The following is a 21,511-nucleotide window of genomic DNA, read 5'->3' on the forward strand; positions in this document are numbered from 1 at the left end:
CCTCCCGCGCCGGTTTCTCACGCGCTCAAAGCGTCGTCGCCCGGCCGTACCTGCAAGTCGTAAAGTGCCTTGTACCGGCCGCCATAGGCCAGCAGTTCCTCATGCGTGCCGCGCTCGACGATGCGGCCGTCCTCGACGAAGAGGATCCGATCGGCATGCATTAGCGAGCTCAACCGGTGTGCGACGATGATGGTGACGCGGTCGGCGGCATATTTGCGCATGGCGGCGCGGATCCGCTGTTCGGTCGCCGCATCGATTGCCGCCGTCGAATCGTCGAATACCATTACGGCCGGCCTCAACATCAGCGCCCGGGCTATCGAAAGGCGCTGGCGCTGACCGCCGGACAGCGAAACGCCGCGTTCGCCGACCACCGTGCCGTAGCCTGTCGGCAGGCCGAGCACGTAGTTGTGCAGCTGCGCGCTTTCGCTCGCCCGCTCGATCCGTGGCTCCTTGGCCCAGGGGTCGCCATAGGCGATGTTGTTTTCGATGGTCGTGGTGAACAGGAAGGAATCCTGCTGCACGACGGCAACGGAGCGGCGGAGCGATTGCAGCTTCACCTTGCGGACGTCCTGTCCGTCGATCGTGATGCTGCCCTTCGTCACGTCATAAAAGCGCGGTATCAGATGGGCGATCGTCGATTTGCCGCTGCCCGGCGGCCCGACGATGCCGATCGTTTCACCGCGCCGCGCTTCGAAGGAAACGCCGTGGAGCACCTGATGCATGTCCGAGCTTGGATAAGCGAAGCCGACATTCTCGAAACGGAGCGTGCCTTCAGTCACCTTCAATTCTTTCGCACCAGGGGCATCACGTATGGCGATCTCGAGGTCGAGCAGGTCGAAGAGGCGCGTGCCGCATGTCGAAGCCCGGGCAAAGGCGTTGACCATCATGCCGAGCTGGCGCACCGGCATTTGCAGGATGGTCATGAACGTCAGGAAGGAAGCGAGCGTGCCGACGGTGATTTCGCCCGCCATCACCTTTTCTCCGCCGACCCAGAGCACGAGGCCCATCGCGGCGAAGAAGGAAAAGGTCATGGCGCTGGTATTGGCAACACGGATACCGACGCGCTGATGCGCAAGCGTCAGCGCATTCTTCGAGGCTTTTTCGAATTTGGAGAGCTCATGCTCCTGCGCAGCGAATGCACGCACGACACGGATGCCGCCGAGGTTTTCCTCCATGATGCGCGTCAGCACCGAAAGCCGCTCCTGCAGGTCGAGCCACGTGGCCCGCAGCCGGAGCTGCGCCACCGAGGAACGCCAGCCGACAAAAGGCACGAAACTTAGAGCCAGGAGACCAAGAACCACATCGGTCGAAATCAGCATATAGGCGCCGATGCCGATCAGCATCGAGAGCAGGAAAACGCGCACAAGTGCTGTCGAGAAGTACATTCGCACGCCTTCAAGATCGAGCAGTCCTATGGTGATCAGGTCGCCCGAATGAACGGTGTCGTGGAAGCTGAAGGACAGCCGCTGGATCTTCTCGTAGCAGGCAAGCCGCAGTTCATAGCCGATATGGTGACCGACGCTTTCGCTGTAGTAGTTCTGGACCATCGTGAAGACGCCGCGAAGCACGCTGGCGCCGAGTAAAAGCAGCGCCGTCGTCAGCAGCGCGTCCTGCGCCAGCTGGCCGGCAGCGCCGCCCGTCAATGCAACCTGCGTATGATCGACCGCCTGGCCGAGCAGCCGCGGAATCAGAAGCTGGAATGTGGATGCTATGAGGGTTGCGCCGATGGCGAAGCCGGCTTGCCAGGGGTGACGAAAGGCCATGACGGTGATGCGGACAAGAGTATAAAGACCCTTGCCCCATCCTGCCGCATTCACAAGCGCAAGCGAAGCCGAAGGCTTCGTCGCGCGTATCGACGCATCGCTGCTCACGGTATTGATTCCAAATAGGTGTATGGTCGGACGCTGGCCCGAAAAGACGGCAATTCCATGAAGGAAATGGTTAGCGCGCTTACTTTTGCCGATTCTACCTGGGCGTTCAAGTAAAGAATTCACCAGTTGGTTATTTTATCGTGAGTGACGGGCGGTGAGAACCGCAGCCCTAGCTCGATCCCAATCGGGATAGGTGCCGCAGCATAAGAGGTTTTTTCACGACCCTTTCGGCAGACGTGACGAAGCAGGAAATCAGAAGGACGGCAGAGACCGAGGCGCAGAACAGCAAGCCGGCGGACACTGGCGAAACTGGCGGCAACACTGTCGCCAGCGATTGCACTATGGAGCCGCCGAAAGTGTAATGATTAAGGTAGAGTGCGTAGCTCAGGCTTCCGAGATATCGGGACATCTTCCGCTGGCGTTCGCTGAGCCGGGCTTCGAATGCATCCGCACGAGTGATGCACAGGATCATGAAGCCTATGGCCGTCAGCCAGACCAAGGCGGCTCCGGTGCCGATGCCCCATAGGAGGTCTCTGCCGACGAATATCTCGGCAATGCACATCACGCCTGCCAGCAGGAGTGCGCCGGTCGCGGTCGCGGAACGATGGCCGCGCATGCTTGACCACAACAGCATGCCGAGCGCGAAGAAGACGCCGTAGCGCATGAGAAAGACCTTCGAAGGAAAGCGCGAAAGCGTCGCAAATAGTTCCTTGTCGAGCAGGAAGGCTGCAGACCAGATGACCAAATAAAGCGTGCTCACGGCGCAAATGATCTTCGCGAGGCTTTCCAAGGGGATACGTGATGCAAAGATGATCATGATCCCGACGGTGAGATAGAAGACGGCCTCGACGACCAGAGACCAAACGACACCATCGATGTAAGGCCCGATCGGCGAAAGGACCGAGGAGCGGATGAGACGCAGGACCAGAGGCGCGATGTCTTCGCCGGTAAGGAGTAAGATCAAAAAGCCGATCAGGCTGGAAATCCATAAAACAGGCAGGATTCGAAGCGCACGCAGATGGATGAAGCGGAGCGCACCTTGCACTCCGGTTGCGCCTTCTGTGCTCATGGAGATCACAAGGCCGGAAATCACGAAAAAAATCTCCAGACCGACGCTGCCGATTCCATCGAATGGCCAGAGGAATCCGAACACCGGCCCGTCCGTCCGAGGGAGCTGGAAGCTCGCGAAATGGAATAGCATAACCAGTACAGCAGCATAAATTCTGACTATATCTACTACATAGTAATGCGTCATGATCCGTCTTTCAGACATGTGTTCCCCCAAAAGGAGTAAAAATACTGTATTATCTTCGAATCATCTATTATTTTAAGACTTATTATTGGGACAATTATCGCATATACACGTATTGTGAGCAGAAATCAAAAGTTTTACCTTAGAAGCTGCCAGGGCGGCGAGAGGAAGACAGCATGAACTGCGGATTGTCGGGACGTATCACCACTATGATAGGCATGGTGCTTTTCTTGCTGACGGCTGGAACTTGCGAGGTTCTGGCTTCGACAGAACCGGATGGTCCCGCCTTGAAGGACGTCGCTTACGGAACTGACGCCAGCAACAGGATGGATATCTATAAACCGTCCGGCGCCGGTCCGTTTCCGGCGATCATTTATATCCATGGCGGCGGATGGTGGAACGGCGACAAGCAATTCATCGCGGCAAATGCCAGAGCTTACATCCTGTCGAAGGGCGTTGCGGTCGTTGCAATCAACTATCGCAATCTGGTCGAGGCGAAACGGGACGGGATATTCCCGCCGGTGCGGGCCCCGCTCGAGGACACGAAATCCGCCTATCGATACCTCCTGCAATACGGCGGCAGCATGGGTATCGACAACACACGGCTTGCCATATACGGCGCTTCTGCCGGTGGCTTCAATGCGCTCTGGCTCGCATTGTCGGCCAATGAGGACGGTTCGCCGGGGGCGATCAAGGTGGTCGGCGGCATCGATGCGCAAACCACGATAGACCCCTTCGAGATGCGCGATTGGGTGAGTCCATCCATCAATTACGGCGGGCATGCCTTTGGCCTGCCTGAGGCGGATTTTCAGCTATTTCTGGCGCAACGAGGCAAGTTCCTGAACGACATTACGGCACTGTCGCCCTCATACCTGGTTCGGGCGAACTCGCCTCCGATCGTGCTCCTGTATTCCGGGAGCCTGCAGGATCGATCGACCGACCACATGTCGCTCGTTCACAGCCCGAAATTCGGTGCCGGATTTGAGAAGGCTGCCGAAAAGAGCGGACATACCGTGACCATTCTCGATGAGGCTGACCGCATCCCGGCGCGCTATAGCGACTTTTTCAATTTCCTGATCGACCGTATCAAGAAATAGCCGAGCAGACAGCACCGGTGAAGACAAGGGACCATCCCGACGCACGCGGCTGAGCAAAAAATTCTTTATTTATATCAGCAGTCTGACCACCGGACCTGCAAGCGCGTGGAATAAAACGCTTGCCACCCGCCCATTTTGGCGCTTTGATACACGACTAGTTTGATAGACTATGGCGGCAAGCGTTCCAGACCGCCGCGTGAACCTCAGCAACGCATGAGCGTATATTCCTGCGTTGAAACCTTGATCGAGACGCGATGCGGGCCAACCCGCAAGGGAGTTGAGATGACGGTTCAGGGTCTTTTTGCTTCGAAATTCAATGCGAGAGGGCAGGTTTCGTCGATACCGCGTATCGCCGTCGTCGGCCGCGGCTTTTCCGGCATGATGAGCGCAATCGCCTTGATGAAGACGGTGCGGACACCGTTCCACCTTCAGCTTTTCGATCCGAATTCTTCGGTCAGCGGCGGTCAGGCGCTGTCGTCGACGCGTTCTTCAACGATCCTCAATACCCGTGTCCGCGATCTGTCCGTGTCGCTCGGCGACGCCGACGATTTCAACGACTGGCTCTGTAGCAACGCGGAATTCCGGGCCGCCGTGCCCGCCGCGATCCCGGGTTTCCGACAGATTTTCGTTCCGAAGCAGCTTTTCAGCGATTACGTCTATCAGCGCTTTTCAGAATCGCTCGCAGCCCGCAAGGATATCACCGTACAGGTCTGCCACGAGCCGGTCGTCTCGATCCGCAGGAGACCCGCGAACCGCTTCCTGCTTGAGAGTGCCAATCCGGCCAATCCGATTTTCGATACCGTCATTCTGGCTACCGGTTATGGGCTTTCCGAGCCCGAGGCTGTCACGGACGATCAGTCGCCGGTGCGGCCGCAGCGTCTCGTTGCCCGACCGCATGCGGCTCTGCTTGGAAGTGGCATTCGGGTTGTCGACCAGTTGCTGCAGCTGCGCGATAGCGGCTACACCGGCCAGATCACCATCGTCTCGAAACATGGTTTCCTGCCGCAGAGCCATACGCCGAATTCCGCTGATCCGATTTTTCCGGCCGAGGAGCTGCCGCAAAGCCTGCCGGAGATCGTCCGCTTCATCCGCGCTGCCTGCCGAAAGGCGGAAGAAGAAGGCCGCAGCTGGCAATCGGTGATGAACGGCCTACGCAGACATGCCCGCTCGCTTTGGCGTTCGCTGCCGGCGCGCCAAAAACGCCAGTTCAACCGGCATCTGCGCGCCATCTACGACAGCCACCGCAACCGCCTGCCCGAGGCCATGTACCTGCGCTTGAAGCGCGAGCTTGCCGAAGGCAATACCGTCCTTCGCCGTGGCACGGCCGGCCGCCGGGGGCTGAGCGGCATCTTCTTCACGCCGGCTGGATCGGATGTCGAGGAAGTCATTTATGCGGAGCGTGTTTTCGATTGCCGCTGCCGGGCGCCGAATCTCGCGATGCCCCTGATGCAGAGCCTGATCAACTCCGGCCTCGCCATGCCCGACGAGCTTTCACTGGGTCTTGCCGTCAATCAGCGCGGCGAAGCCTGCCTGGAGGACGGATCGACGATGGACGGCCTCTTTGCCGTTGGTCCGCTCGGCCTCGGCAGCCTGCCGGATATCGATCTGGTCCCTGAGATCGTCAGCCAGGCCTACGCGGCTGCGGACAAGATCGGGCAGCAGCTCCACCCTCAAAGCAGAGCTGTCTGAATTTATTCAGACTTCTCCGGAACCATTTCGGCCTCCTTCGGTTTAGGCAACTGATGTTTTCTCTTGGGGGCCCTATGGAACTCGCCGATCGATATGATGCGTCTCTCACGGACGAGGGCCGCTTGCGATTACTTGTCGATGCCATCACCGACTACGCCATCTATATGCTCAGTCCGGAGGGTCGTGTCGCGACCTGGAATGCCGGTGCGCAACGCCTCAAAGGATATTCGCAGGAAGAGATCATTGGCGGGCACTTCTCGAATTTCTACACCGAGGAGGATCGTGCTGCCGGTGAGCCGGAACATGCACTTGACGTTGCCCGCCGCGATGGCCGATTCGAGAAGGAGGGCTGGCGGGTGCGTAAGGACGGCAGCCGTTTCTGGGCGTGCGTGGTTCTTGATGCGATCAGGGACGACTGCGGTGAGGTGATTGGTTTTGCGAAGATCACACGCGATATGACCGAGAAGCGCGAAATCCAGTATGCCCTCGATCAGGCACGCGAAGAGCTTTTCCAGGCGCAGAAAATGGAGGCGATCGGCCAGCTCACCGGTGGCATCGCCCACGACTTCAACAATCTTCTGATGGCCGTTCTCGGGAGCCTGGAGATTTTGAAGAAGCGGATGCCGGAACAACCGGAGCTGATGCGCCTCGTGGAAAATGCCATCCAGGGTGCGCAGCGCGGTGCGGCACTGACGCAGCGCATGCTCGCCTTTTCCCGGCGCCAGGAACTGGCGGTCAAGACGATCGACATTGCCATGCTCATGGACGGAATGGCCGACATGCTGCAACGTTTGCTCGGGCCGCTGACCATGCTGGAAACCGAAGTGCCACGGGATCTTCCGGCAATTGCCACCGATCCCAACCAGCTCGAAACGGCCATCCTCAATCTGATTGTGAATGCACGTGACGCAATGCCGGGCGGCGGGAAGATCACCGTGAGGGCGGAAGAGCGGGCGATGGGTGACGGGAACGGGACTGTTGCGCCCGGTGCCTACCTGTGTATTTCGGTTATTGACCGCGGAGAGGGCATGGACGAAAAGACGCTTGAACAGGCGACGACACCCTTCTTCACGACGAAAGGTTTCGGGAAGGGCACTGGTCTCGGCCTGCCGATGGTTCAAGGGCTCGCGGCGCAATCAGGCGGCAAACTCGTGTTGAAGAGCCGTATCGGCGAAGGCACAGTCGCCGAACTTTGGTTCCCTGCGATCCCGGCGCAGGATCTTGCACCAGCAGAACATCCGGAGCAAGCGGCTGATCATCGTGGCCTTCCGCATTCGCTGCGCATCCTGGCCGTCGACGATGACAGTCTCGTGCTCATGAACACCGTTCTGATGCTGGAAGATCTCGGCTATGAAGTCATCGAGGCGGCATCGGGTGCCGATGCACTGGCCATCCTTGCCGCTGAACAGGTCGACCTCGTCATTTCCGACCACGCCATGCCGCGGATGACCGGTGCAGAGCTTGCGGAGGCGATCCGCCGTGATTGGCCGCAAATGCCGATCATCCTTGCCACGGGCTATGCAGACATTCCACCCGGCGGCGGCCTTATCGACCTGCCGCGTCTCGGCAAGCCCTTTTCGCAAGCGCAACTCGCCGAGGCAATCAGCCGGACGATTGCCGCGGCTACCGCGTTCGAATCTCGCCGCGGATCACGTATCCCAGCAAACCTGCCACCATCAGCGCCAATCCAAACCATGTGATCGCGTAGACGAGGTGGTTGTTCGGAAAGACGATACGCGTCAATCCGCCGACCGGTAAGCCGCCAGGGTTTGACGTCGCATCTGTATCGATGAAATAAGGAGCGGCGTTTGTGACGCCCTTTTCCGCCGCGATCGCAGCGACATCGCGGGAATACCAGCGGCCCGAGGCCGGGTCGTTCGACTGCAGCAGCGAGCCTTTCGGCTCCGTTATCCGTATCAGCCCGGTGATCGTGACCGGACCGGAGAGTTGGCCGGACTGCCGGGTTTGAGGATTGCGCTTGTCGGCCGGCACGAAGCCGCGGTTGATCAGGATCGCCTTGCCATCTGGAAGCGACAGCGGTGTCATCACCCAATAGCCCGGTCCCAGCTCAGTCGAGGCATAGACCAGCGTCTCCTTGCCGTTCTGCAGTGTACCGGTCGTCATTACGCGGCGGTATTCCTCATCGGCGGCGTTGACTGATCTGTCGAGCGGCGCCGGAACCGGTTCGGCTTTTACCCGTTGATCGACCCGAGCAATGAGATCGAGTTTCCAGGACAGCCGCTCCACCTGCCAGACGCCAAGCGCAACAAAGCCGGCAATCGACAGAAGCATTAGGCTGCAGAGCATTGCGAGCTTGACTGCCGAGCGGCGCCGGTCTTTCGGTTCAGGAGAGCTATTTGACATGGCTGCAAAACCGGAGCGGGCGGCCTGCCGCCGCCCGCTCGATGCCCCCTAGGGCATGTTCTTCATCATTTCCGGGCTCATCGGCATCATATTGGTATTCAGATGATGCATGACCCAGAGCGAGCCGGAAAGCGCGATCGCCACGATCACGATGGTGAAGATCAGCGCCATCATCGTCCAGCCGCCCTCCGAGCGGGTGTTCATGTGCAGGAAGCAGATCATGTGAACGACGATCTGTACGGCGCCGAGGGCCATCACGAGCGTGGCCGTCACCGCCGGGCTTTCGAAGACGCCGGCCATGACAAGCCAGAAGGGGATCGCGGTCAAGATGACCGAGAGGACGAAGCCGATCGTGTAGCTCTTTAGCGAGCCATGGCCCGCCCCGTGCCCGTGGCTGTGGCCATGATGGGCTTCGTGCGCGTCCTCATGCGCGGGTGCTTGCGAAATCATCCGAGAACTCCCATCAGGTAGACGAAGGAAAAGACGCCGATCCAGACGACGTCGAGGAAGTGCCAGAACATCGAAAGGCACATGAGGCGGCGGCGGTTGGCCTCGATCAGGCCGTGCATCGAAACCTGCACCATCAGTGTCGCCATCCAGATGATGCCGGACGTGACGTGCAGCCCATGCGTTCCGACCAGCGTAAAGAAAGCCGAAAGGAAGGCACTGCGCGATGGTCCCGCACCCTCGTTGATCAAGTGGATGAACTCGTAGAGTTCAAGGCCGATGAAGGCCGCGCCGAAGAGGCCGGTCACCGCCAGCCAAATCAGCGTGCCGGATTTGCTGTTTTTTTCCATCTGCAGCATCGCAAAGCCATAGGTGATGGAAGAAAAGAGCAGCATCGACGTGTTGACGGCGACGAGCGGCAGGTCGAAGAGGTCTTTCGGGGAGGGCCCCGCCGCATAATTGCGGCCGACAACACCGTAAGTCGCAAACAGCACCGCGAAGATCAGGCAGTCGCTCATCAGGTAGAGCCAGAAGCCGAGATTCGTGCTGCCCTCCGGATGATGTTCCTCGGTCAGATAGAATTCAGGTTTTTCGGCCGTGTCGATGGTATGATCGCTCATGGTCATCACACCTGTGCCGCAAGCAGTTCGGTCCGCTTGCCTTCCGTTTTGCTGACGTCTTCCACCGGGATGTAGAAGTCGCGCCTATAGTTGAAGGTATGGGCGATCGTGACGACGAGCAGCCCCACAGCGGAGAGCACGACGAGCCACCATATATACCAGATCAGGCCGAAAGCGAGAGCCACGCTGATGGCCGAAAGGATCGCGCCGGTGCCGGTGTTTTTCGGCATGTGGATCGGCTTGAAGCCTTCAAGGGGCCGTTCGTAGCCGCGATTCTTCATGTCGTACCAGCTGTCATGATCGTGCACGACTGGCGTGAAGGCGAAATTGTAATCCGGCGGCGGCGAGGAAGTCGACCACTCCAGTGTGCGGCCATCCCATGGATCACCTGTATGGTCGGCGAGCTCCTCACGCTTCATGAAGCTGACGACGAGCTGAACAAGGAACGCCAGGATGCCGAGCGCGATCAGGAAAGCACCGAAGGCCGCAATGATGAACCAGATCTGCAGCGACGGATCCTCGAATTGCGAGACACGGCGGGTGACGCCCATCAGGCCAAGCACATAGAGCGGCATGAACGCGAAGTAGAAGCCGGTCAGCCAGAACCAGAAGCTCACCTTACCCCAGAAGGCATCGAGCTTGAAGCCGAAGGCCTTCGGGAACCAGTAGTTGACGCCGGCAAGCAGGCCGAACAGCACGCCGCCGATGATCACATTGTGGAAGTGGGCGATCAGGAAGAGCGAGTTGTGCAGCACGAAGTCTGCAGGCGGAACGGCGAGCAGCACGCCCGTCATACCGCCGATGACGAAGGTCACCATGAAGCCGACGGTCCAAAGCATCGGCACCTCATAACGAATGCGGCCCCGATACATGGTGAAGAGCCAGTTGAACATCTTCGCTCCGGTGGGGATCGAGATGATCATGGTCGTTATGCCGAAGAAGGAGTTGACGCTGGCGCCGGAACCCATGGTGAAGAAGTGGTGGAGCCAGACGATATAGGAAAGGATGGTGATGACCACCGTTGCGTAGACCATAGAGGCATAGCCGAAGAGGCGCTTGCCGCAGAAGGTGGCGACGACTTCCGAGAAGATGCCGAAGGCCGGCAGCACGAGGATATAGACCTCAGGATGACCCCAGATCCAGATGAGGTTGACATACATCATCGGATTGCCGCCGAGGTCGTTCGTGAAGAAGTTCGTTCCGGCGTAGCGGTCGAGCGACAAGAGCGCGAGCGTTGCCGTCAGGATCGGAAAGGTGGCGACGATCAAGACGTTGGTGCAGAGCGAGGTCCAGGTGAAGACGGGGAGCTTCATCATGGTCATGCCGGGCGCGCGCATCTTGACGATGGTGGCGATCAGATTGATGCCCGACAGTGTCGTTCCCACGCCTGCGACCTGCAGGCCCCAGATGTAGTAATCGACGCCGACTCCGGGACTGTAGTCGGCGCCCGAAAGCGGCGGGTAGGCAAGCCAACCGGTGCGCGCGAACTCGCCGATGAAGAGCGACAGCATGATGATGACGGCGCCGGCCGTCGTCATCCAGAAGGAGAAGTTGTTGAGGAACGGGAAGGAGACGTCACGGGCGCCGATCTGCATCGGCACCACGAAGTTCATCAGACCCGTGACGAAGGGCATGGCCACGAAGAAGATCATGATCACGCCGTGGGCGGTGAAGATCTGGTCATAATGGTGCGGCGGCAGGTAGCCTTCCGATCCGTTGAAGGCGATCGCCTGCTGGATGCGCATCATGATCGCGTCCGAGAAGCCGCGCAGCAGCATGATGACGGCGAGGATGACATACATGATGCCGATCTTCTTGTGATCGACGCTAGTGATCCAGTCGTGCCACAACGGACCCCAGAACTTGAAATAGGTGATGAGGCCAATCACGGCGAGACCACCGATCACCACGGCGATGAAAGTCGCGACGAGGATCGGCTCGTGATAGGGGATCGCTTCAAGCGTCAACCGGCCGAAGATGAACTTCAGGAGGTCAGGATTGGAAAACATGGATTAACCCGTTCATTGGTGTCTTAGCGACGCAAAGCGCTAGGTTTAATTGTTGTTGCCCGGCTGAGCCGGATTGCCGCTGCCGTGGTTCATGCCCGGCATCGGATGGCCATCGTGCTGGATTCCGGGCATGGTCTGCCCGCCCTGCTGCGGTTGGGCGCCGGGCTGCTGGCCGCTGTTTTCCGTGCCCTTCGGCGCCTCGTCGCTGAAAGCCGGCGTGCCGGTTGCCGGGAAGGTCGGGGCATTGGCGCGTTCACCTTGTTCGGCATGACGGTTGTCATATTCCAGCCGCTCGCGGTTTTCGGCGCTTTCCCTGCCGCCGCCGCCCATCATGTCGATATGCATCATCTCGTTCATACACATCTTTCCGGGCGTCGCGCACATGTTGAGGATCGCCTCGTAGAGGCCGGCCTCGGCGCTGGAGTAGTAGCGCACCGGCTCGCGTTCGCTCGGCTTTTCAAGCTTCAGGTAGGCATCGCGGTTCAACGCCGTACCTTGGGATTTGACGCGGGTGACCCAATCGTCGAAGCCCTGCTGGTTGAGGCCGTGAAACCTGAAGCGCATGTGCGAGAAGCCATCGCCGCTGTAATTGGCGGAAAAGCCCTCGTACTCGCCTTCCTTGTTGATGACCGCGTGCAACCTCGTCTGCATGCCCGGCATGGCGTAGATCTGGCCGGCGAGCGCCGGGATGTAGAACGAGTTCATCACCGAAGAGGCGGTGATCTTGAAATTGATCGGCACGTCGACAGGGGCGGCCAATTCGTTGACGGTCGCGATGCCGAGATCCGGATAGAAAAACAGCCACTTCCAATCGAGCGCTACGACTTCGACAGTCAGCGGCTTCGCGTCGGCAGGAATCGCACGTTCTGCGTCCAGCCGATCCAGCACGCGATAAGGGTCGAGCTTGTGGGTGCTGATCCAGGTGATTGCGCCGAGCGCGATGATGATAGCAAGCGGCGCCGACCAGATCACGACTTCGAGGCGGGTTGAGTGATGCCATTCCGGATCATAGGTTGCCGCGGTGTTCGAGCGCCGGTACCGCCAGGCGAAGAACAGTGTCAAGAACAAGACGGGCACGATGATCAGCAGCATCAGGAAGGTCGAGACCATGATGAGGTCCGCCTGTTGATTCGCGATATCGCCCGAAGGCGACATCACCACCAGATTGCACCCTGCCAGCATGAACAGCGGCAATGCGAATAGAAGGCGGGAAAACTTCATCAGTTTTTGCACGTCTCTAAGCTCTTGTTGTTTCGTCCGAACCGCGACTAAAGCACGGAACGGCATGGTGACATGAGGTGTTTGGTCGCAGTGCAGCAAATATGCCGCGATGCGGCAGAGTATCGTTTTTTTACGGCCTTCCTGAAATCCTGATTAATTCAGTAAGGATTTTGATCGGCGATGAAATGTTTCCCGGCCTATATATCCGCAAAAGCAGCGTTGGCCAGTTTCCGCCAGCCGTCCCTCATGCATTTTGCGACCTGCATTGCAATTTTGGAAATGGATGATGAACTATTTACGTCACGCGGACTTGATAACCCGGCAGGTTTGATCAAGATCGTCTTGAGGCGCTTCGTACAAGCACTTCAACGAGGGAGGCGTTAAATGGCTGAAACACAAGTACACTACGGACCGTCATCGCGCACGCTGGAACGCGACGCCCGCAGAATTCATGACGATAAGCCGGTTTCGCCGGGCAGCATCGCGATCGGTGTCGTCATCGGGCGCATGTCGGAATTTTTCGATTTCTTCGTTTACGGCCTGGCCTCGGTTCTCGTCTTCCCGCAGCTTGTCTTTCCCTTCGCGCCGGACCGGCTGACGGCGACGCTTTATTCTTTCTCGATCTTTTCGCTGGCTTTTCTCGCCCGCCCTGTCGGCTCCGTTGTCTTCATGACCGTCGACCGCCTTTACGGCCGCGGCACAAAACTGACGATCGCGCTCTTCCTGCTTGGCGGCTCGACAGCCTCGATAGCCTTCCTGCCCGGTTATAGCCAAATCGGCTACTGGTCGATCGCGCTGCTTGCTCTCTTTCGCCTTGGACAGGGCTTTGCTCTCGGAGGCGCCTGGGATGGGCTTGCTTCGTTGCTGGCGCTCAATGCACCGGAACGGCACCGCGGCTGGTATGCGATGATCCCGCAGCTCGGCGCGCCGATCGGTTTTGCCCTGGCGAGCGCCCTCTTCGGCTTCTTCATCGCTAATCTTTCAAACGATGATTTCCTCTCTTGGGGCTGGCGCTACCCGTTCTTCGTCGCGTTCGCGATCAACGTCGTGGCGCTCTTTGCCCGCCTGCGTCTCGTCATGACCAAGGAGTTCGGCACGCTTCTGGAGCAGCATGAATTGGAAGCCGCGCCAATTCTCGATGTCCTCCGCGTCCACGGCCGCGATATTCTGATCGGCGCCTTCGTGCCTCTCGCAAGCTTTGCGATGTTCCATCTCGTTACTATTTTTCCGCTTGGCTGGATGAGCCTCTACGGCAGTCAACCGCTCGGCACTTTCCTGGTCGTGCAGATCATCGGTGCCATGGTCGGCATCGTCGCTATCATCGCCTCGGGCCTGATCGCCGATCGCATCGGCCGCCGCGGTCAGCTTGCCGTCTGCGCCGTGCTGATTGCGATCTTCTCGTTCATCGGCCCGATGCTGATTGCCGCCGGCGACACTGGTCAGGATGCTTTCGTCATCATCGGCTTCGGTGTGCTTGGCCTTTCGTTCGGGCAGGCGACCGGTTCGATCTCTTCGCGATTCGGCCGCGGCTACCGCTACACGGGCGCAGCCTTCACGTCGGATCTCGCGTGGCTGGTGGGTGCGGGTTTTGCGCCGCTCGTTGCGCTTGGCCTGTCCAGCCGCTTCGGCCTGCCTTTTGTCGGCTATTACCTGCTTTCAGGCGCCATCTGCACGCTTGCCGCGCTTGCCTTCAGCAAGGCGCTGGAGCAGCGCGAATAGCGACGACCGAAGCATGAAGCCCGCCGGCTCTCCGCCGCGCGGGTTTTTTAACGTCCGGATTTGCCGAAATTACTGAAGGGCTGCCTGCGGCTTTTTTGCAGCACGTGCTGCCGTCAGTTCCGCGGTCGTGTGGTTCAGGCGGTCGGCAAGGACGCGCATGATCTCGACGGCGATTTCGGGAAAATCGCTGAGAAGCTTCAGGAAATGTTCCTTGCTGATGCGAAGCACTTCGAGCGCGGACGTGGCACGGACGGTTGCTGTACGCGACACGTCACAGAGAATGGCGATTTCGCCGACGATGGAATTAACCTCGACATCGGCGACCTTTATGTCGCCTGCAGGCGAATTCACCAGAATATCGGCGGTGCCGGAAAGCACGACATAGGCCGCGTCGCCCGGATCGCCTTGGTGGAAAAGGTCCTGACCGGCCTTGTAGGTCATCCGGTCGGAGGTGAAGGCCAAAAGCTTGAGTTTCGCCGGGGCGACCCTTGCGAAGATCGGCACCCGCCGTAGCATTTCGACTTCATCTCTCAACAGCATGAGCGTCTCACCCCCTGCCGCTTCTCCTCGCCGAAGGAGAACGCGCTTTAAATAACTCTACTGACATTCCCTCGCAAGAATGCCGTCTCTGCCGCTCTAATAGAATATTACGATAACAGTTCCTTGAACATACCGTTTTTCTCGGAAAGTTCAGGATAGTTCCCGGCCTCCACTAAATCACCGCGATTAAAAAGCAGAATCCGATCAAAGATTTCTGCAAGTCGTGCGTTTGAAAGTACCCAGATAATCGCTGGACGTTTACCTTCCTCGTGTAGACCTTGAACGACATTGCGGATGATCTGATCCTGCACACGCTGATCGAGCGCGGGAAGCGGCCGGTTGAAGATGAAGTAATCAGAACGTTTCAAAAGCGCACGGGCAAGGTTGAGTTTTTGCCGCTGGACCATGGTCAATCGCTTGCCGCCGGAGCCGACATCGAATTCAAGTCCGATCGACAACACGTCGTCGAAAAGATCAAGCGTGTCGAAGAGTTCGCTCATGATGGTACGAATACGATCGGACGCGTCCGCCTGTTGATAGGCGATGCGGCCGAACAGCACATTGTCCATCAGCGACGCGGATGAGGTGAAGCGCTCGGGATCGTAGCGCTCGATGAGAGCTGCCAGATCGTCCGGTATATTCTCGTGAAATTGCTTGCGGGCGCCCACAATCTTCGCCATCAGCTCATCGCTCAGCAAGCCGAAGCGGTGGCGCGGCTCGATATAGGCAAAGCTCAGCCGGATGATCATCGACCGCTCGTCGATAGTCGCATCCTCGAACCTGCGGCTCTGCAATTTCTGGAGCAATGCCTGATAGGTCGGAATATCATCCGCCGTCATGAAGGTCAGCTGCTGGAAGAAGGGGTGGTCCGGCGGCAGATCGTGGAAGAGTTCGACAGCGTTTTCGGCGATTTCCAGACCCATCGCATAAAGGTCGTTGCTGAGGCCCGTATCGCGGAAAAGCTGCTGGAAATACGAGTGTGCCGCAAGCCTGCGGTTGTTCATCATCGGCCGTTTCATCGTGCCGAAAAGCAGGTTTTCACCGACCGTTGCCTGGGGATTATAGTTGTCGAAGTCAAAAGGCACGACAACGGCATCGAGGTTCTCGTCCTTCATGCGTTCGCGCAGCGACCGGCGCAGATCAACGATGCGACCTGCAAGAGCAACGTGCACGCTTGTATCGACCGTCGAGCGGAGAGCAAGGTCAAGGATGTCGTGCGAAATCAGGACGGCATCGAGCACCGGCCGGATTGCCGTCAGCAGATCGTCTGGGCCGGTCGCGCCGGCGGCGTTGTAATCCACCCAGTCGCTGTTGAGGTCGAGCGTCGGGTTGCCGGCCTTCAGCGCCTCGGCGGCATGCCATTTGAACTCCTGCGCGGCCTCGCCTTCGTAGCCCGGATCGGTCAGCGGCGCATGCTTGAGGCCGTAGAGCAGGTTATCACGCAACGTGCCGTGGAAAAAATAAATATCGGCGGAAGCGTAGGAAATGCGGCGGCCGGTTATCGATTCCGGCAGCTCCAGAAGGTCGCGGCCGTCGATGCTGATACGGCCCGAGTCGGGCCAGACGATGCGGCCGAGCGCTTCTGCGAAAGCCTCCGCACCGCTGCCGTTCGGCCCGACGATCGCCACCGTCTCGTTCGGCCTGATCTCGACCGAGACGCGATCGACCAGACGCGCGCCGCTATCGTCGCTGACGGCGAGGTTGCTGACGACGAGTGCCGCCGTCAGTGGGCCGACTGCTTCTGCCGGGATTTCCTGGATCCGGCTGTCGATGAGTGGCTCGACATTGAACTGTTCATAGACCTGCTGATACTTCACCTGAACGTCCTGGCGCATCTGATCCCAGTCGATCAATTCCTTCAATGGTCCTGGAAGATCCTTGTAGGCGCTGATGACGGCGACGAGTTGGCCGATGTCAAGGCGCCCCTGCAGCGCCAGATAGCCGCCGATCGCGTAGAAGAGAAAGGGGGTCACCTGAGCCAGGAAGTTGTTCAGGAACTTCACCAGGAACTTCCACTGGTAAAGGTGGTAACGAATTGAAAAGATCAGGCCGAGACGCGTAGCGATGTCAGCACGTTCCAGGTTCGAGGTGTCATTGCCGTGGATCGTGCCGATCCCCTCGACAATCTCCCCGACGCGGCCGGAAAGCTCGCGGGCCGTCAACTGGCGCTGGCGGCCGAGCTCGAGCAGCCGTTTTCTCATACGCGGAATGATGACCGCCTGCACGCCAACGATTGCTGCTGCAATCATGCCGAGCCAGAAATTCTGGACAATGATGAAGGCAAGCGCCGTCAGCGCCTGGCCGCCGAGAAGGGCAGGCGAGACGAAAGCATCACCTGTGAAGCCGCCCATCGGCTCCACCTCGTCCTTGATCATCGTGGCAATTTCAGCAGATTTCACGCGCTTGAAATGAACGGGCGGGAAACGCAGCACCCGGTCGATCAATTGAAACCGGATACGCCGCAGCATCCGTTCGCCGAGGCGGCCCTTATAGGTGTTGATATAGAACTTGAAGAGGCCGTTCAGCACCACCAGTGCCAGGAAGACGAGGCTCAGCGCCATCAGCGTCTGCAGCCGGTTGAGCTGCAGACCCTCGAAGAATTCGACATGCCCGATCAGCGGGATGTCGTAGGCAATATGCATGAAGGTCTGCCTCGCATTCGCATTCTCGAAGCCATCACCCTGGATCGGTCCGTTGACGATCTGTTTCGGCAGATCGAAGGACAGGAAGTAAGGGACCATCGAGACGGCGACCACGGCCAGAATCCAAAGCTGCTGCCGGCGCGTGTTCGACCAGATATAGCGGGCGAGGCTTTTTTCCATGCTAATCGTCAGCCTGATGGGAAAGGGCGGACCGCGATATCGGGCCGTTCAAAAGGGGAGATGCCGAAAACAGATTCATGCAACCGGACCGCCGGATATCGTAGAAGATCAAGGAGAAGCGGATTGATGTTGAATGCCGATTCTCGCCAGAGGTTAGTTATATCACAGGATTTTCATAATAGGCGAGCGATTCAACCGAGCATCGATCGGATGATCGAAGCGGTTGTCCCGGCGCCTGTCAGATCGAGCGCCACTTCCTTTCTGGCCGGCGCTGCAAGCGCGCTTTCGACCGCCGCCGCCACATGCTCGGCCGTCAATCCTTGCGCCGGAAGAATAGTGGCAAGACCCATCGCCTGCAGGCGCTCGGCCCGCACGGTCTGCTCCGTTTCGCCGCCGGCGACAAAGGGAATGAGGATCGAGCAGCAATCCGCATGCAGCAGGTCTCCGATCGTATTGTAGCCCGCCTGCGAGATCGAGACCTTCGCGCCGCGCAGCAGGGAAGGAAAGTCCTTGCGGAAGCGCGTGAGCGTGATGTTAGCGGGCGCGTTCCGGCTCAGGCCTATAAAGTCCGCTTCCGGCAAATTGGGACCGGTAACGAGCAGCCAGCGATGGCTTTCGGGGAGCATGGCGGCTGCATCGCGGGCCGCGCGGATCAAGTCCAGGCCAACGGCTCCGCCGCCCGCAGAGGCAATGATGTCGAAGATTTCCGCTGGCTCGGCCGCTGGTGCTGCTGCAACGAGGCCTGTGTAATGCACCTTGTCTGCGATTTCAGCTGTCAGCCGAAAGGTATCTTCAAGCCGCACGAAATCCGGATCACCGTGAATAAGCACGGCATCGAAGTGGCGCTTCACCAGGTCGACGGTTTCCTCGTCGCGCCCTGGCTTGCGGTTTTCCTGCAGGATGTCGCGCACGGAGGTGAAAAGCTTCGGCCGCGGATCGGTCTTTTCGATCATATCGAGCAGCGGCAGCAACTCGAAACGCATCTGCCGCCGGCCGAAGGGGAAGGCCTCGATGATGACGGCGTCCGGCTTCGCCGCTTGAAACGCTGCAAGCAGCAGATCGCGACGTCGCGAGAGAAACTCCTCGCCGGCGACATTGCCGTCGGCGTCCGCAAGGCCAGAAAAGCCTGCATTGCTGGCGACGACCGCTGGCAGCGCCACGGTCTTCACGCCTTCGCTGGGAAAACCGGAAACCGGCAGGCCGCCGGTCACGATCGTCACATCGAAGCCGTCCTTGGCCAAAGCGTCCGCAATGCGGCTTGCGCGCGCGATATGGCCGATGCCGAGCAGGTGCTGGACGTAGAAGAGGATGCGTTTTGCACTCATGAGGGCTTTTGCCATTCCTCTTCAAAGAGGCCTATTAGCTGCTTTACGCTGGAATGATAGTCGAAATGTTCACGCACGCGTTTTTCCGCCGCATCGCCGAGACGGCGGCGCAGCGCCGGATCACGGATTGCCGCCTCGAGTGCATAAGCGAGCGCCTGCGGATCATCGGGCGGAACGACAAGACCGTTCTCACCGTTTGTCAGCAGTTCAGGAACGCCTGAAACATCGGTCGAAAGGCACATCAATCGCTGGCTCGACGCCTCGACCAGCACGTTCGGCAAACCGTCCCGATCGCCGTTGGATGCGATACGGCACGCAAGCGCGAAGAGATCAGCCTGGCGGTAATGGCCGAGCACCTCCTCCTGCGCCATTGCGCCTTTCCAGCTTATCTTGCCGGCAAGCCCGAGCTCTGAAGCGAGAGCCCTCAGCTTGGCAAGTTCATCACCACCGCCGATATGCTCGAAACGCCAATGCAGGCTTTTCGGAAGCAGGGCAAGCGCGCACAGCAGCACGTCGTAGCCCTTCTTTTCGACCGCCCGGCCGACGCTCAACAGAAGAACCGGATGGGCAGGGTCGGCGCCGTCGCGGCCTGAATGTTGGCCTTCGAAATGGCTGAAGCGGGCCAGATCGAGGCCGTGATAGCTGAGATGCACCGCATCCGGCCGGTCGGTTAGGCTGCGCATATGCTCGTAGCCGCTCCTGGTGCATGTCACCGCCCAGCGGGCGCTGCCAAGTTTGATATTTAACTCCCAGTCGGGCGACGTCCAAATGTCTTTCGCATGTGCCGAGACGGTCCAGGGCACGCCCGTCAGGATGCTTGCATATTCGGTCACAGAAGCAGGTGTGTGGATGAAATGCGCGTGCAGCCACTGGCCGCTATCCGGCCATTCGCGAGCCAGGACCAGCGCCTGACCGAGGCGGCGGAAGCGGTTGCGGGACATATCGCGCGGCAGATCGGCCAGGAAGCGCTTCATCAACGCCTTGAATCCCGGCTTTCCGAAGCCGGCGAAAAGTCCCTTCAGTACGCGCATCGGCTCTTCGTGCAAGTATTCCGGCAGGTAGACGACGCGGGCCTTGATCTCGTCATGCACTGGATGGCGTTTCTTGTCGGTCGGCCGCCTCATCGAAATCAGCGTCAGGTCGAAGCCTGCTTTTTCCAGGCCAAGCAACTCTTGGGCAATGAAGGTTTCGGAAAGGCGTGGGTAGCCTTTCAGCACGACAAGGATCTTGCGGCGTTCCGGCAAGGCTTTGTTCTTTACTCTGCGCCGACGACGGCAAGACGGCTGCCGCGATTGTCGAGCCAGTGGCCGACTGTCTGCGAAATATGATCGAGCCCTTCGAGTTGCATATCGCTTCCGCTCTTTGATGGCGGCAGGCGTTGCGGCAGCCGCTTCAGCGCCTCGGCCATGACAGTCGGATCAGCCGACTGATCAGGAAGCAGCATGTCCACCAGGCCGAGGGCGCTGGCGCGCTGGGCGCGCAGCAACTGCTCTTCCCTCGGCTTGATGCGCGGCACGATGAGCGCCGGCTTGTCGAAGGAAAGGATTTCGCAATAGGTGTTGTAGCCACCCATGGCAACGACGCCCGTGGCGCCGACGATGAGCTCTTCCATATGGTTGTCGAACTCGATCACCTCGATATAGGAAATCTTCTCGCCCTTCCTGACGAGTTTCGACCGCTCGGCTGCCGGCATATAAGGCCCGAGTACGACCAGTGCTTTTTGCTCAAGCGTCGCATCATGCTCATAGGCGTTCATCACGTCATGAACGAGGTCGGAGCCATCCCCGCCGCCGCCGGTGGTGATGAGGATGTAGTCGTCCTTGCGGGCATTGATCGAGGTGTTTCCTTTCGAAACGCTGCGCTGCAGGAAGCCGACGAAGTCCATTTTCCGGCGCACGCTTTTCGGGACATCGAGGCCGATCAGCGGATCGTAGAACTCGGGCGGCCCGTACACCCAAACGCTGTCATAATACTGGTCGATCTTCTGCATGATGCCGTTTCGCTTCCACTCGGCGTCGAGCAGATGCGGCGCATCCATGATTTCGCGGAGACCGAGCACCAATGTCGTGCCCTGAGCCTTCAGATAAGCAAGCGTATCTTCGACTTCGCCCTTGAGTCCCATCGGCTCCTTGTCGACGATGAAGATGTCCGGTTGGAAGGTCTCAGCCGTATGGCGGATGCTCGATTCGCGCATCTTCAGCGTTTCGTGCAGGTCGATATGGCTCGCCATCGACGTATATTCGCCGTTATGAAGTTTGATCACGCTGGGGATCTTCACGAAATCGACGCGCGCCCGGTAGTCGAACGCACCGGCGATCGTTGCGCCGGAAATGATCAGCACATTGAGACCGCGATAGTCCTCGACCAGCGCATGTGCGATTGTCCTACAGCGGCGCAGATGGCCGAGCCCGAACGTGTCGTGGCTATACATCAGGATGCGAGCATCTTCCACGCGTCTGGCCATGGGCAGTTCCTTCGGGGCGAACGACATACTTAGACCCCCGATTTTCCGGAGGCCGAGACATGGCAGAACGG

At 59.1% G+C, this 21,511-nt stretch carries 15 protein-coding genes and 1 pseudogene; 4 read left to right on the forward strand and 12 right to left on the reverse strand.

Going from position 1 to position 21,511, the window contains the following annotated elements:
• Nucleotides 1–17: 17 nt before the first annotated feature.
• The gene (locus tag ACZ9BX_RS27520; RefSeq protein WP_476221337.1) at nucleotides 18–1,871 is read right to left on the reverse strand and encodes an ABC transporter ATP-binding protein; all 1,854 of its coding nucleotides are present in this window, start codon (nucleotides 1,869–1,871) and stop codon (nucleotides 18–20) included.
• Nucleotides 1,872–2,040: 169 nt separating this feature from the next.
• On the reverse strand, nucleotides 2,041–3,144 hold the full coding sequence (locus tag ACZ9BX_RS27525) for an acyltransferase family protein (RefSeq protein WP_476221339.1): 1,104 nt from the start codon (nucleotides 3,142–3,144) through the stop codon (nucleotides 2,041–2,043).
• Nucleotides 3,145–3,299: 155 nt separating this feature from the next.
• Here ACZ9BX_RS27525 and ACZ9BX_RS27530 point away from each other — a divergent pair, with 155 nt between their 5' ends.
• From ACZ9BX_RS27530 to ACZ9BX_RS27540, 3 genes and pseudogenes are all read left to right on the forward strand, one after another.
• Nucleotides 3,300–4,220: an alpha/beta hydrolase gene (locus ACZ9BX_RS27530; protein WP_476221341.1), complete on the forward strand. Its 921-nt coding sequence runs from the start codon at nucleotides 3,300–3,302 to the stop codon at nucleotides 4,218–4,220.
• 282 nt (nucleotides 4,221–4,502) lie between these two features.
• Nucleotides 4,503–5,909 carry an FAD/NAD(P)-binding protein gene (locus ACZ9BX_RS27535; protein WP_476221343.1) on the forward strand — a complete coding sequence of 469 codons (1,407 nt, stop codon included), beginning with the start codon at nucleotides 4,503–4,505 and terminating at the stop codon, nucleotides 5,907–5,909.
• Between the two features lie 113 nt (nucleotides 5,910–6,022).
• A pseudogene (locus tag ACZ9BX_RS27540) lies at nucleotides 6,023–7,609 on the forward strand (response regulator); the annotation flags it as partial.
• On the opposite strand, the gene ACZ9BX_RS27545 reads toward ACZ9BX_RS27540, so the two are convergent.
• The 5 genes from ACZ9BX_RS27545 to cyoA are packed head-to-tail and all read right to left on the reverse strand — an operon-like array spanning nucleotide 7,533 to nucleotide 12,582.
• Complete coding sequence (locus ACZ9BX_RS27545; protein WP_476221344.1) at nucleotides 7,533–8,273, reverse strand: SURF1 family protein; 741 nt, start codon at nucleotides 8,271–8,273, stop codon at nucleotides 7,533–7,535. The pseudogene ACZ9BX_RS27540 and the gene ACZ9BX_RS27545 overlap by 77 nt on opposite strands.
• 48 nt (nucleotides 8,274–8,321) lie before the next feature.
• Nucleotides 8,322–8,723 (reverse strand): cytochrome o ubiquinol oxidase subunit IV, encoded by a 402-nt coding sequence (gene cyoD, locus ACZ9BX_RS27550; RefSeq protein WP_132564670.1) that lies wholly within the window; start codon nucleotides 8,721–8,723, stop codon nucleotides 8,322–8,324.
• Nucleotides 8,720–9,340 carry a cytochrome o ubiquinol oxidase subunit III gene (gene cyoC, locus ACZ9BX_RS27555; RefSeq protein ID WP_132564673.1) on the reverse strand — a complete coding sequence of 207 codons (621 nt, stop codon included), beginning with the start codon at nucleotides 9,338–9,340 and terminating at the stop codon, nucleotides 8,720–8,722. The genes cyoD and cyoC overlap by 4 nt, the downstream gene beginning before the upstream one ends.
• Before the next feature lie 5 nt (nucleotides 9,341–9,345).
• Entirely contained in the window at nucleotides 9,346–11,349 is a 2,004-nt protein-coding gene (gene cyoB / locus ACZ9BX_RS27560) for a cytochrome o ubiquinol oxidase subunit I (RefSeq protein WP_132564676.1), read from the reverse strand.
• 45 nt (nucleotides 11,350–11,394) lie between these two features.
• Nucleotides 11,395–12,582, reverse strand: coding sequence for a ubiquinol oxidase subunit II (gene cyoA / locus ACZ9BX_RS27565; RefSeq protein WP_476221346.1), 1,188 nt, complete (start codon nucleotides 12,580–12,582; stop codon nucleotides 11,395–11,397).
• 372 nt (nucleotides 12,583–12,954) lie between these two features.
• On the opposite strand from cyoA, the gene ACZ9BX_RS27570 reads away from it, so the two are divergent.
• Nucleotides 12,955–14,289: an MFS transporter gene (locus ACZ9BX_RS27570; RefSeq protein WP_476221347.1), complete on the forward strand. Its 1,335-nt coding sequence runs from the start codon at nucleotides 12,955–12,957 to the stop codon at nucleotides 14,287–14,289.
• A gap of 69 nt (nucleotides 14,290–14,358) precedes the next feature.
• Here ACZ9BX_RS27570 and ACZ9BX_RS27575 read toward each other — a convergent pair whose 3' ends face one another.
• The 5 genes from ACZ9BX_RS27575 to ACZ9BX_RS27595 form a co-directional block, all read right to left on the reverse strand.
• Entirely contained in the window at nucleotides 14,359–14,829 is a 471-nt protein-coding gene (locus ACZ9BX_RS27575; RefSeq protein WP_027511109.1) for a cyclic nucleotide-binding domain-containing protein, read from the reverse strand.
• A gap of 107 nt (nucleotides 14,830–14,936) precedes the next feature.
• Nucleotides 14,937–17,651: an ABC transporter transmembrane domain-containing protein gene (locus tag ACZ9BX_RS27580; protein ID WP_476221348.1), complete on the reverse strand. Its 2,715-nt coding sequence runs from the start codon at nucleotides 17,649–17,651 to the stop codon at nucleotides 14,937–14,939.
• A gap of 191 nt (nucleotides 17,652–17,842) precedes the next feature.
• Nucleotides 17,843–18,976, reverse strand: coding sequence for a glycosyltransferase family protein (locus tag ACZ9BX_RS27585; protein ID WP_476221349.1), 1,134 nt, complete (start codon nucleotides 18,974–18,976; stop codon nucleotides 17,843–17,845).
• The gene (locus ACZ9BX_RS27590) at nucleotides 18,973–20,220 is read right to left on the reverse strand and encodes a glycosyltransferase family 4 protein (RefSeq protein ID WP_476221350.1); all 1,248 of its coding nucleotides are present in this window, start codon (nucleotides 20,218–20,220) and stop codon (nucleotides 18,973–18,975) included. Before ACZ9BX_RS27590 ends, ACZ9BX_RS27585 begins: the two co-directional genes overlap by 4 nt.
• 11 nt (nucleotides 20,221–20,231) lie before the next feature.
• Nucleotides 20,232–21,440, reverse strand: coding sequence for a glycosyltransferase family protein (locus ACZ9BX_RS27595; protein ID WP_476221351.1), 1,209 nt, complete (start codon nucleotides 21,438–21,440; stop codon nucleotides 20,232–20,234).
• Nucleotides 21,441–21,511: the final 71 nt, after the last annotated feature.

The organism is Rhizobium sp. USDA 3886, from assembly GCF_056279785.1.